General features: G+C 58.9%; 11 protein-coding genes. All 11 read left to right on the top strand.

What is annotated here, in order from left to right; translation table 11 throughout:
- Positions 1-24 precede the first annotated feature (24 nt).
- Positions 25-906, top strand: coding sequence for a glycine betaine ABC transporter substrate-binding protein (locus WN982_RS23355; protein WP_341318048.1), 882 nt, complete (start codon positions 25-27; stop codon positions 904-906).
- A gap of 90 nt (positions 907-996) precedes the next feature.
- Positions 997-2292 carry a serine hydroxymethyltransferase gene (gene glyA / locus WN982_RS23350; RefSeq protein ID WP_341318047.1) on the top strand — a complete coding sequence of 432 codons (1296 nt, stop codon included), beginning with the start codon at positions 997-999 and terminating at the stop codon, positions 2290-2292.
- Positions 2293-2369: 77 nt separating this feature from the next.
- Complete coding sequence (locus WN982_RS23345) at positions 2370-3257, top strand: dihydrodipicolinate synthase family protein (RefSeq protein ID WP_341318046.1); 888 nt, start codon at positions 2370-2372, stop codon at positions 3255-3257.
- Positions 3258-3261: 4 nt separating this feature from the next.
- Positions 3262-4593, top strand: a complete 1332-nt coding sequence (locus WN982_RS23340) for an FAD-binding oxidoreductase (RefSeq protein WP_341318045.1) — start codon at positions 3262-3264, stop codon at positions 4591-4593.
- A gap of 17 nt (positions 4594-4610) precedes the next feature.
- Complete coding sequence (locus WN982_RS23335) at positions 4611-6104, top strand: aldehyde dehydrogenase (RefSeq protein WP_341318044.1); 1494 nt, start codon at positions 4611-4613, stop codon at positions 6102-6104.
- Between the two features lie 104 nt (positions 6105-6208).
- Positions 6209-6979, top strand: a complete 771-nt coding sequence (locus WN982_RS23330) for a pyrroline-5-carboxylate reductase (RefSeq protein WP_341318043.1) — start codon at positions 6209-6211, stop codon at positions 6977-6979.
- Between the two features lie 202 nt (positions 6980-7181).
- Complete coding sequence (locus WN982_RS23325) at positions 7182-8183, top strand: LysR substrate-binding domain-containing protein (RefSeq protein WP_341318042.1); 1002 nt, start codon at positions 7182-7184, stop codon at positions 8181-8183.
- Positions 8184-8285: 102 nt separating this feature from the next.
- Positions 8286-9314 carry a GlxA family transcriptional regulator gene (locus WN982_RS23320; protein ID WP_341318041.1) on the top strand — a complete coding sequence of 343 codons (1029 nt, stop codon included), beginning with the start codon at positions 8286-8288 and terminating at the stop codon, positions 9312-9314.
- 117 nt (positions 9315-9431) lie between these two features.
- On the top strand, positions 9432-9851 hold the full coding sequence (locus WN982_RS23315; protein ID WP_341318040.1) for a cupin domain-containing protein: 420 nt from the start codon (positions 9432-9434) through the stop codon (positions 9849-9851).
- Positions 9852-9976: 125 nt separating this feature from the next.
- Positions 9977-10906, top strand: a complete 930-nt coding sequence (locus WN982_RS23310; RefSeq protein ID WP_341318039.1) for a LysR substrate-binding domain-containing protein — start codon at positions 9977-9979, stop codon at positions 10904-10906.
- A 171-nt stretch (positions 10907-11077) separates the two neighbouring features.
- On the top strand, positions 11078-12334 hold the full coding sequence (locus WN982_RS23305) for an aromatic ring-hydroxylating dioxygenase subunit alpha (protein ID WP_341318038.1): 1257 nt from the start codon (positions 11078-11080) through the stop codon (positions 12332-12334).

Here is a 12334-nt window from a genome sequence, read left to right as displayed (position 1 = left end):
TTCATTATCACGTAGGAGTACTGTATGAACAGCAATGTGTTGAAGTCGCTTGTTGCGAAACTGGCGGTGTCGGCGGTCGTTACGATGGTTGCCTGTGTGGGGTCGGCGGTCGCGGCCGAACCTGTCAAGATGGCGGTCACCAACTGGGCCGACGTTCTGGCCGTGGCCAATGTGGCCAAATACGCTCTGGAGACGAGCCTCAAGCAGCCGGTGCAGTTTGTTCAGGCCGATATCGGCATCCAGTACCAGGGCGTGGCCCGCGGCGACCTCGACATCATGGTGGGTGGCTGGCTGCCGGTGACTCATGCAACGTATTACGCGAAGTACAAGAACGATATGGACGACGTCAGCGTCATCTATACCGGCGGCAAGAACGGTTGGGCAGTGCCGGCATACATACCCGAGTCCCAGCTCTCGTCGATTTCCGACCTGGAAAAACCGGACGTCAAAAGCAAGCTGAACGGCACCGTCCAGGGTATCGAGCCCGGCGGCGGTCTGATGCAGGCGTCCGAAAAGACCATCAAGGCATACGACCTGAACGGCTACAACCTGCAATCGTCGAGCGAAGCAGGCATGCTCGCAGGCGTGCAGCGAGCTTATCAGTCGAAGCAATGGATTGTGGCCACGGTCTGGAGCCCGCACTGGCTCTTCCAGAAGTGGCAGATGCGTTATCTCAAGGACCCCAAGGGTACGCTGGGTGGCGAGGAGCAGGTTCACGCCTTCGCATCCAAACAGTTCGCCACCAAGTTTCCGCAGGCGGACGTTTTCTTCAAGCATTTCAAGCTGACTCTCGCTGACGTCGAGGCCATCGAGTTCGAGGGCAACGCCACGAACGACTATGCGACGGCAGCGAAGAAATTCGTCGACGCGCATCCGGAAAAGCTGAAGGTCTGGTTGCAGCAATAAATCACGTTGTTCTCGCCGTGGGCGGAGGAGTAATTGCCGCTCACGGCGTTGCATGACATGTCTCACACGATTTAATTCCGGAGTGACCACGTGAACGAGAACTCACGTTTTTTTGCCGAAACTCTCCAGAGCCGTGACCCCGTCATCGCATCAGAGATTGCGTTGGAGTTGCGTCGCCAGCAAACCCAGATTGAACTGATCGCTTCCGAGAACATTGTCTCGGCCGCGGTGATGGAAGCGCAAGGCACCGTGCTGACCAACAAATACGCGGAAGGGTATCCGTCAAAGCGGTATTACGGCGGCTGTGAGCACGTGGACAGGATTGAAGCGCTTGCCATTGACCGCGTGAAAGCGCTGTTCGATGCCGAATACGCGAACGTGCAACCTCATTCGGGTGCCCAGGCGAATGGCGCAGTGATGCTCGCGCTGGTCAAACCGGGCGACACGGTGATGGGCATGTCGCTCGATGCCGGCGGACATCTGACGCATGGCGCGCGTCCCGCGCTTTCCGGCAAATGGTTCAACGCGGTCCAGTACGGCGTGAGTCCCGAAACGTATCGCATCGACTACGAGCAAGTGCGTCGGCTTGCCGAGGACCATTGCCCCAAGCTCATCATCGCGGGCTATTCGGCCTATCCACGTGCTCTGGACTTTGCCGCATTCCGCGAAGTTGCCGATAGCGTGGGTGCATTGTTGATGGTCGACATGGCGCACATCGCGGGGATTGTCGCGACAGGTAAACACGAGAACCCTGTCCGGTTTGCAGATGTCGTGACGTCCACGACCCACAAGACGCTTCGTGGGCCACGAGGCGGATTCATCCTCACCAACAACGGCGACATTGCCAAGAAAATCAATTCGGCCGTATTCCCGGGCCTGCAAGGTGGCCCGCTCATGCACGTCATCGCGGGGAAAGCGGTCGCATTTGGCGAGGCGCTTCGTCCGGAGTTCACGGCATATATCGACCGGGTTCTACATAACGCCCAGGCGCTCGGCAACGTCCTGACGTCGGGCGGACTGAGCCTGGTCACTGGCGGGACCGACAACCATCTGTTGCTGGCCGATTTGCGCAGCAAGCGGCTAACCGGCACTCAGGCTGAAAAGGCGCTGGAGCGTGCGGGCATCACCTGCAACAAGAACGGTATTCCGTTCGATACGGAAAGCCCGACAGTTACCTCAGGAATCCGCCTCGGCACGCCCGCTGGAACAACGCGAGGCTTCGATACCGACCAGTTCGAGCAGGTCGGCCAGATGATTCTGGAGGTCCTGTCGGCGCTCGAACGGGAGCCCAACGGCGATGAGCAGGTCGAACGTGCGGTCCGCAGCCGCGTAAGAGATCTGTGCAACCAGTTTCCGATTTACTCACATGCTGAGGCACTCGTGTAATCCGCCAGCGATTCGCCAACGATTCTTGCCGGCTATCCCGGCAGCGCTTTGCACCTTTATTCAAGAGAGAATTCAAAATGAGCTTCGAGGGAGTACACACACCACTGGTCACGCCGTTCAAGCCGGACGGCGAAATTGACCATGATCTTCTCGGCAAGCATGCCGCCAATCTCGCGAGCCGCGTTTCGGGCCTTGGGGTCGGCGGGACGACGGGCGAATACTATGCGCTGAGTTTCGAAGAACGGGTGCAGACGTTCAACACCGTCGCCGAAGCGGCAGGCGGCAAGACGTATCTGACTGCCGGCATTAATGCCACCACGACGAAAGAAGTCATTCGCCTGGGTCAGGAAGCGAAGCGCGCCGGCCTGTCCGCGTTGTTGCTCGCCGCTCCGTACTACGCCCAGCCGACGCAGGAAGAGCTGCTGAACCACATGTTGAAGGTGGACGATAGCCTCGACATGCCCATCATGCTGTACAACTTCCCGGCTCGCACCGGCACGGACATCAGCGATGGCGTGCTGGCCAGGCTGCTCGAGCGGCCGAACTTCATCGCGATGAAGGAAAGCACCGGCGACATTTCGCATCTGCATCACCTCGCCACGCATTTCCGTGACAACCTGGTACTAAGCTGCGGTATGGACGATCAGGCGCTCGAGTTCTTCGTATGGGGCGCGAAGAGCTGGGTTGCGGGTGCTTCCAACTTTCTGCCCGAAGCGCACACCGCGCTCTTCGACGCATGCGTCAAGCAAGGCGACTTCGCAACTGGCCGCAAGCTGATGGCGCAACTGCTGCCAATACTCGAACTGCTGGAGCGCAGCGGAAAATTCATTCAATACGTTCGCTACGGATGTGAGCTGGCCGGCATGCCTGTCGGTGTTGCCCGCGCGCCGCTCGGCACGCTGACCGAAGACGAGCGCAACACGTTTGGCCAACTCGTTCAACCTATGTCGCGCAGCGCGCAGTAAATGCATGACCTCGAAACTGGAATTCGCGCGGTTCCCGGCTCCAGACGGTGTGAACGGCTGGTGGGAAAGTCTGCCACCGCCCTCGCCTGCCAATACGGTGTCTTCCGAGCATCGATATGACTGGGTCGTTGTCGGCGGTGGTATTACGGGGCTGTGTGCTGCGCGGCGTCTGGCGGAGCTTGCGCCTGATGCCACGATAGCGCTGGTCGAAGCGGACCGTATCGGGCGCACTACAGCGGGACGAAATTCCGGATTCTTCGTCGATTTGCCACACGACATAAGCAGTGAAAGCTACTCGCGCAGTGTGGAAGCCGACAAGGCCGATGTTCGGTTTCAACGCCACGGCATCGACTATGTGCGCTCAGCGGTCAAGCAGTACAACATCGATTGCGACTGGCGGGACGACGGCAAGTTTCACGCTTCGGTGAACAGAAGGGGCCACGCCGCACTGACCCACTTTGCGGAAGGACTTGCGCGCATCGACGAAGCCTTTGAGTGGCTGGACGAGGCAGCAATTGCAAGAGTGACCGGAACGAATTTCTATCAAGGCGCGCTCTTTACGCCGGGTTGCAGTACGGCGCAACCCGCCGCGCTTATGCGCGGTCTCGCGGCGACGTTGCCGGAGAATGTGAAGATCTTCGAACTTAGCGCGGTAAAGGGAATAGAAGACCAGCGCCAGGGGAAGGTCCTGAGCTTCGACAGCGGCAAGATCGTGGCGAAGCGCGTGATTCTATGCACCAACGCGTATGCGGCGACTTTCGGCGGGCATCCGAATGGTCTGCTGCCTGTCTATACGTTCGCGTCCATGACACGGGTAATGAACAAGGAGGAAGTCCAGAGGCTCGGCGGTGCGCGGTCATGGGCACTGATTCCCGCCGACCCGATGGGCTCGACCGTTCGCCGTCTGATTACGGACCGCATCTGCGTTCGCAACCACTTCGCCTTTCGACCCAGCCTCGAACTTTCACAAGCCGACCTGGCGAAGGCAAAGAGTATGCATCAACGGTCGTTCAACCGGCGCTTTCCGATGCTGAAAGACGTCGAGCTGGAATACACGTGGGGTGGTCCGTTGTGTCTGTCCGCGAACAATGGCGCGCTGTTTGGGCGCAGAGACGATGGCGTCTTTCAGGCGATCGGATGCAATGGCCTCGGTCTGAGCAGAGGGTCGGCATCCGGCAAGCTCATCGCCGAATATGCACTCGGCCAGTCCAATGAACTCATTCGCCAGCTTTTGAATCAGCCGCATCCGCGCTCGCTGCCGGTCCGGCCGATTGCGGACATAGCGGTTTCAGCGGCTATCTGGATGAAGGAAATTTCGGCGGGGACCGAACTTTAAATTTGTGAGAACAGGACATGACGACTTATCAGGAATGGCAGCAGAAAGCTGAAGCCCTCTCACTCGATGGAAGAGCGTTTATCGCGGGGCTACGGTGTCCGGCTGCGTCGAAGGAGACGTTCCAGACGCTCAACCCTTCGACGGGAAAAGTACTGGCCGATATCGCAAAGTGCGGTACGAAAGACGTCGACCGCGCGGTCGTGGCGGCGAGAGATGCGTTCGAGTCCGGCGTGTGGTGGAAGGCAGCGCCGGCGCAGCGAAAGTCGGTACTTCTGCGGTTCGCGCAACTGATCGAGGAAAACGCCGAGGAACTGGCGCTTCTCGAAGCGCTCGAGGCGGGTAAGCCGATCAGCGAATGCATGGGACTGGACATCCCCGAATCCGCAGCCTGTATCCGCTGGCACGCGGAAGTGACCGACAAGCGGTACGACGCGCTGTCGCCGTCGGGCGCGAGCGTCGTGAGCATGATTACGCGTGAACCGATTGGCGTCGTGGGCGCGGTGCTGCCGTGGAACTTCCCCGCGCTCATGCTTGCCTGGAAAATCGGCCCGGCGCTGTCGGTGGGCAACAGCGTCATTGTCAAACCAGCGGAGCAGACGTCGCTCTCCACACTGCGCATCGCCGACCTCGCAACGGAAGCCGGCGTGCCCGCGGGTGTCCTCAGCGTCGTGACCGGCTTTGGTGAAAGCGCGGGCCAGGCCTTGGGCCGCCATGCGGATGTCGACCTGGTTGCTTTCACCGGCTCCACGGAAACCGGCAAGCGGTTCCTTCATTACTCGGCAGACACGAACCTGAAGCGAGTCGTGCTGGAATGCGGCGGCAAGAATCCTCAAGTGGTTCTGCCCGACGTTGCGAACCTGGATGCCGTCGCGGAGCAGGCAGTCGCTGCTGCATTCTGGAACATGGGCGAGAACTGCAGCGCGGGCTCCCGTATTCTGGTTCCTTCGACTACAAAAGCCGAGTTGCTCGAAAAGGTCCTGGCCGTTCTGGAAGGATGGAAAACTGGCGACCCGCTCAACCCCGACGTCAAGCTCGGTTCTCTGATTGAAGAGAAGCATTTTCAAAAAGTACTCGCCCATATCGAGAAAGCGAAGGCGGAAGGAGCGCGCCTCGTGTGCGGCGGCAAAGCCACGCGCACTGAAACCGGCGGGTGGTTTGTCGAGCCGACCATCTTCGACAACGTCACGCCGCAGATGAGCATCGCCCGCGAGGAAGTCTTTGGCCCGGTCGTCTGCTTTATCGAATACGCCGACGTCGACGAGGCTGTCCAGATTGCCAACGACACCTGTTATGGACTGGCTGCATCGCTATGGACCGACAACGTCAACAACGCTCACAAGATTGCCGCTCGGATCAGGGCAGGTACGGTGACGGTGAACTGTTTTGGCGAGGGCGACCTGTCGACCCCCTTCGGCGGATTCAAGCAATCGGGCTTCGGTGGCCGTGATAAATCGGTCTACGCGCACGACCAGTATTGCGAACTGAAGACCACCTGGCTGAAGCTCGACTGAAACAATTCGACTCGATCGGGAGCCCGGCTTGTCACGCCGGGTTGTTGACTTTCCGGGCGCGGCTGCGTTTGACGCTGCCGCGCTTCAACGCTATGTGAGACCAAATGCGACTTGGATTCATCGGGACCGGCACCATTACGCAGGCAGTCGTTACCGGACTGCTTCGGTTTGACTTTCCGTTTGACCGCATTTCCCTGTCGCCCCGCAACGCGGAAACTGCCGCGGCGCTTGCCGCTCTTGATAAGCGAGTGCAGGTATGCGCAAGCAATCATGAAGTGCTGGAGACGTCCGACGTTGTCTGTCTTGCAGTCGTGCCGCAAATCGCTACCAGCGTGTTGAGTGAACTGCATTTTGATTCGCGCCATCATGTCATCAGCTTCATCGCCGGAATTTCAATCGAGGAAGTGCGCAGGCTTGTCCGTGCGCAGAGCAAGGTCGTTCGCGCGACACCGTTGCCGGCAGTTGCCGAGGGCAAAGGAAGCACGGCAATCTGCCCCGCCGACCGCGTTGCGACATCCTTGTTCGCGGCGCTGGGTCAGGCGGTTGAAGTCGGCAACGAGGCCAAATTCGACGCACTGTCGGCCGTAACCGCGACGATGGCGAGCTTCTATGCAGTGCTGGAAGCCCAGGCGTCATGGCTGGTCCGCCAAGGGCTGGATTACGATGCCGCCCGCTCATTTCTGTCAGGCTACTCTATTGGCCTCGCGCACGACACGACCAGAAGCGGGAAATCGCTTACGGAGCTGATCGAGCACTGCATGACGCCAGGTGGCATCAACGAACAGGTTCACAACGAGCTCTCGAAACGCGGAACGTATGCACATTTCGCCGACGCCCTCGACCGGGTTTTGATGAGGATTCAAGGTCGCGTATAACGCCACATAAAACACCGCAGGGGGAGCCGCTGCCCCCCGGGTTGACCTCTCTTGCCAGCGAGCAAGGAGACTCGCAAACTATTCCGGTTGAGATGCCCCTGTCTCATGACGGGGTAGCCGCCTTGCACCGAAGCAAATAGGGCGGCGTAGATCCGCAGTCCTCGGATAGAACCGCGCGCTTGCGCGTGAAAAGGTGACAACGATGCAACAGAAGCATTTATTCGCTGACAGACTCCTCGCCCAGATGCCGTCGTTACGGGCGCTGCGATGCTTCGTCACCGCGGCGCGCTACGAAAGCTTCACGCAGGCGGCGGAAGTGCTTTGCGTAACCCAGGCCGCAATCAGCAGGCAAATCAAGGAGCTTGAAGATTCACTCGATGTGGCCCTGTTTGAGCGCACCGGGCGGCACATTGCGCTCACAGATGCGGGCCGCATTCTGTACAACGCGTCGTATCTGTCGATCATGAATATCGCGGAAGCGGCCGAGGCGGTGCGTCGCTCCGACAAGCGCGCGCTGACTATTTGCGTCTCGCATACGTTCTCGGCTCTGTGGCTGTCGTTAAGGCTGCCCGCGTTCCGCAAAAGGTTTCCGGATATCAGATTGGTCGTGATGGTGACCGAGCATTTCATGGAGCTGGACGAGCTCATGCAACCTGACGTCATCATTACCAAGAATCCGCCGCGCGAACCGGAGTACGAAGTCGAGCCTCTCTTCCACGACGTGGTGTATCCCGTCTGTAGTCAGCCGTTCTTCGAGCAACATTTTCGCGGACAGTCGTTGAAGCCGCTCGACCTGCTATCGCAGCCCACGTTGAACCTCTCGCTGCTGGGACGAGCCCAGGTGTGTGAACATGTCGACTGGCGCGTGTGGCGAAACTGGTTTCAGCAAGGTGATGGCTCCGACAGGCTCACCGAAAACGAACACTTCGAGAGTAACGACTATCGACTCCTTGTCGCACAGGCCGAAGCGGGCGAAGGCACCCTGCTCGGCTGGCATCATCTTGTCCATCGTCAGGTGGAACAGGGCCGCCTGATTCGGCCGGTGCAGGACGCTCTCGAGTTCCACGACCGTCACCATTACCTGATCACGCACAAGAACGCGAAGCTTCGACCGGAGTCTCTGCAGTTCCGTGAATGGCTTGGTGAGGAAGTCGGCGCGATGATGCGCGAATGGCGAGGCGTCGAAGCGGAGACTACCAGGTAGCTTTTGCTGACACCCGTTCGAGCAGCATGAGCAGGCCCGTCGAAAGACGATTCTACTGGCCGGCTTCTAGAGCACGTCTAGAGCGTTAATGCAGGCAGTCCCATGTTTAGCGACCCCATTCATCCCGGAACCGCCCGGCCACTCCGCTTTGGAATCGTGCTGTTGCCCAATTTCACATTGACCGCATTTTCCGGTTTCGTCGACCTTCTCAGGCTGGCAAGCGACGAAGGTGACATGAGCAGGCCTGTTCGCTGTTCGTGGACCATCGTCGGCGAATCTTTCACTCCCGTCAGGGCAAGCTGTGGGATCCAGGTCACGCCATGGACAGCCTTTGAGGAAGCCAGGACCTTCGATTACGTCGTGATCGTCGGTGGGTTGCTGCACTCGGGGCCGTCCGCCAGCAAAGCCACGCTCCAGTTCATTCGTGACGCAGCGAAAACGTCCGCCACTTTGGTCGGCATTTGCACAGGGATATTCGCCTTGATGCGGGCCGAAGTGATGGACGGATATCGCATATGCGTGAGCTGGTTCCACTACTGGGATTTCGTCGAGCGCTTTCCAGGCGTTGACGAACGCAACCTTGTTGCGGACCGGCTGTTCGTCATCGACAGACGCCGGATTACGTGTTCAGGCGGGCGGGCCTCGATTGATGTGGCGGCGGCTATACTGCTGCGACATGTCGAGGCCACAGTCGTGCAGAAGGCGCTGCGTATCATGCTTGTAGATGACGCCCAGAAAGGCAATGCTCCGCAGCCGCACCCTCCGGGACTTGAACCCGCAACACACCCCAAGGTAAGGCGAGCGATCCTGTTGATGGAACAGCACATTGGTCAGCCATTGAGCCTGGGAGAACTTGCCCGACGTCTCGAGATGTCCGTCCGACAGATTGAGCGGCTGTTTGCCACAGAAACGGGAAAGTCGCCGCACGCGTACGGGCGACAGATTCGGATACGGACGGCGTCCTGGCTGCTGACGAGTTCTGATCGAACGGTGGCCGATATTGCGACGTCCTGCGGCTTCTCCGACGCTTCGCATCTTGGCCGTGAGTTCCGAAAAGAATTTGGCGAATCGCCGAACGCCTATCGCGTGGCTCGACCGCAGACCGACGCACCAACGCTGGTCGCCGGGTAGCGCGTGGCCAACTGGACCATGAACATAGCATGCAAGCGGCCCGGCTTCCCGAACAGCGAGCGGCCGAGGCACGACAGGCAGGACTTCCCCTTTAACCGACACTGGATACCGCAGATCATGACTACCGGGCACGCGCACGATGAAATGGTTCTTTTTGGATTGAACGTCAAGAATGGGCGACGCTGTTATTCCATTGATGAGCGCGACTGGCAGCCTATGAAAATCGGCGAAACAGTGCTTCCTGGCTTTCTGTGGATTCCTGTTGCCGATGATGAGAACGGTGCCTGGAGCAGCTACTGGATGCGTCTGCAACCAGGGGCGCGGTCGTTCGAGCACCAACACGACTCGACCGAGCTGATTCTTGTTCTCGACGGGGTGTTCACGGATGACGACGGCACGGATTTTCTGCCGGGACAGACGGTGTGCTACCCGGCCGGATCGCGGCATAGCACCTTCTCGCAAGAGGGCTGTACGGTACTGGTCGTCGCTCATACCGGGTCGACGATAGTTTCTCAACCACACGCCACGCGCCCCTGAGTCACGGGAAGTGTGTTGACCATAAGCGCTGAGCGGCATGCTGAGCAGAAACTGTTAAAGCCGCCCGTCATGCCTTTGTCGAAAATATTCAGACACCGCTGCCGTATTTTGACTGGAGGGGCGAAATGAAACCGGCAACCGCACGGACTAAGGGATACCGGCGACTTATCCCTTCGCTGACAGCGCTCGTCGAGTTCGAGGCGGTCGCGCGGCACGGGAGCTTCACTCTGGCAGCCGATGAGCTAGGGGTAACCCAGGCCGCGGTAAGCCGGCAGGTCAAATTTCTTGAGGAAACGCTCGGGACTCGGCTCTTCGACCGTCTGCATCGTTCAATCAAACTCACTGAGGAAGGTGAGGCCCTGTATCTTATCGTCGCCGAGTCGATGCAGAAAATTGCAGGCGTGTTCGACCGGCTAGCCAGCGGCCCGGTCCAACAGGAACTGGTGCTTGCGGCAACGTCTGCATTCTCACATTTTCGCCTCCTGCCCCGGCTGGGGTCCCTCAAGAAGGCTCAGCCGAATCTTCAGCTTCGCATCTCCACGCAGATGTTCACCGCTGACCTCCGACCCAAAGAAATTGACGTCGCCGTACGATTCGGAAACGGACGATGGGGAGATGGCACGGCAACCTTCCTTTTTGACGAAGAGGTCTTTCCTGTCTGCTCGCCGAATTGGGTGGAATCGCGAGGCGCGCCAGAATCGCTGCAGGACGTCGCTCACGCCGCCCTCATCGAGTCGGATTCCACCTCGGAAGGCTGGATGGGATGGGATGAGTGGTTTCACGCTTTGGGCGTGAGGCCGGTGCGATTGAACTTTGCGCTGCGCTGTAGTCTTTATACGGACGCGATCGAGGCCGCACGCTACGGTCAGGGCATCGCGCTTGGTTGGGGAAGATTGGTCCACGACCTTCTCGAGACTGGCGAACTCGTCAGGCTGCCGTCCGCCTCGCTCAAAGTGAGCGATTCGTATTACATCGTGGTGCCGCACGGGCGCACCATTGCCCCGGAAATTGACGGTCTCATCGACTGGCTTCGGCAGGATTCCATCGAGAATTGAAGCGCCTGCGAGGGCCGCCCATGCCCGTCGGGGGAAGCAGGCTCACGCATAATTTAAAGTAATGCCAGACCGAAAATAAAGCGCATTGACGCTCTTTTTGGTCAATCCAATACTCAAGTCATAGCGGGAACAATCGAAGTCCCGACATACCTTGAACGTTGGAGAAAGACGATGTCCGAAGTGCGATGCAAAACCCATGGTGAATTGATCCGAAGCCGTCAACCCGGTCACGGCATGCCCGGTGAGCTCTTTGGCCGCCAGGATGTTTTCGAAACGGACGTCGAGGTCTTTTTCCACAAGCACTGGATCCTGGTCGGCGTCACGGCAGATGTGCCCGAACCCGGCGATGTTTCGACCGTTGATATCGGCAAGGCGTCCGTCATCATCGTGCGCGACGACGATGAGAATGTCCGCACTTACCGGAACGTCTGCCGCCATCGCGGCGCACGTCTGAAAGAGGTTGGGAAGTCGACGGTCGGCATGCTGGTATGTCCTTACCATCAGTGGACGTATGACCTCGACGGAAGCCTCCGCCACGCTACCCACATGGGCAAGGACTTCGACCCGACCTGCCGGAGCCTGATTCCGGTGCACACGAGGATTGTCGGAACGCACATTTTCGTCTGCCTCGGTGAGAACCCGCCGGAGGACATCGCGAAGCTGGAAGAAACGATGGCGCCACGTTTTGCGCCGTACAACCTGAAGAACACCAGGATCGCCTTCGAGCAGGAAATCATCGAAAACGGCAACTGGAAGCTCGTGATGGAAAACAATCGCGAGTGCTACCACTGCCAGGCCACGCATCCGGAATTGACGGCATCTTTCCTGCCGGAAGACTTCGGCTTCTGTCCTGAGAATCTCAGCGAAGAATCGCTTCGCGCGCTGGAAGAGTACAAGGCGCGCAACGCGGCATGTCAGGCAAGCTGGGAGCAAGACGGATTTACCAGCGCCAGTGTCGAGTGGCTGGACGAAGATGCGGTCACCCAGTTCAGAACCCAGCAACTCGTCATCGCCGGTAACGGTGAATCGCAGACCATCAGCACCAAGGTCGCCAGCACCAGGTTGTTTGGAAATCTCCAGCGGCGCGATCTCGGCGATACGCACCTCTGGACACACAATTCGTGGACGCATGTCATGAGCGACCATGCGGTGATCAGCTACATCATTCCTCTCGCGCCAGACAAGACGTTGGTGCGCTCGAAGTGGCTTGTTCACGCAGATGCCGTTGAGGGCGTGGATTACAAGATTTCGGATCTGACCGAAGTATGGGTTGCAACAAACATGCAGGATAAACACCTCGTGGAGATTACGCACGAAGGCACTCAGGACCCGGCATACTCGCCAGGCTTGTTCTCGCCTTTCACGGAAACCTACGTGGACCAGTTTTCGCGCTGGTATGCAGCCCGATTGACCGAATACGGCATCTGA

The sequence above is a fragment of the Paraburkholderia sp. IMGN_8 genome (assembly GCF_038050405.1).
Lineage (GTDB): Bacteria > Pseudomonadota > Gammaproteobacteria > Burkholderiales > Burkholderiaceae > Paraburkholderia.
The sequence above is the reverse complement of the archived record's forward strand: the minus strand, read 5'-3'. Positions and strand labels throughout refer to the sequence as shown.

Excerpts from the sequence above, each read along its gene's own strand:
- WN982_RS23315 (WP_341318040.1), top strand. The coding sequence starts at position 9,432 with ATGACTACCGGGCACGCGCACGATGAAATGGTTCTTTTTGGATTGAAC.
- WN982_RS23320 (WP_341318041.1), top strand. The coding sequence starts at position 8,286 with ATGTTTAGCGACCCCATTCATCCCGGAACCGCCCGGCCACTCCGCTTT.
- WN982_RS23330 (WP_341318043.1), top strand. The coding sequence starts at position 6,209 with ATGCGACTTGGATTCATCGGGACCGGCACCATTACGCAGGCAGTCGTT.
- WN982_RS23325 (WP_341318042.1), top strand. The coding sequence starts at position 7,182 with ATGCAACAGAAGCATTTATTCGCTGACAGACTCCTCGCCCAGATGCCG.
- WN982_RS23305 (WP_341318038.1), top strand. The coding sequence starts at position 11,078 with ATGTCCGAAGTGCGATGCAAAACCCATGGTGAATTGATCCGAAGCCGT.
- WN982_RS23335 (WP_341318044.1), top strand. The coding sequence starts at position 4,611 with ATGACGACTTATCAGGAATGGCAGCAGAAAGCTGAAGCCCTCTCACTC.
- WN982_RS23310 (WP_341318039.1), top strand. The coding sequence starts at position 9,977 with ATGAAACCGGCAACCGCACGGACTAAGGGATACCGGCGACTTATCCCT.
- WN982_RS23345 (WP_341318046.1), top strand. The coding sequence starts at position 2,370 with ATGAGCTTCGAGGGAGTACACACACCACTGGTCACGCCGTTCAAGCCG.
- WN982_RS23340 (WP_341318045.1), top strand. The coding sequence starts at position 3,262 with ATGACCTCGAAACTGGAATTCGCGCGGTTCCCGGCTCCAGACGGTGTG.
- WN982_RS23355 (WP_341318048.1), top strand. The coding sequence starts at position 25 with ATGAACAGCAATGTGTTGAAGTCGCTTGTTGCGAAACTGGCGGTGTCG.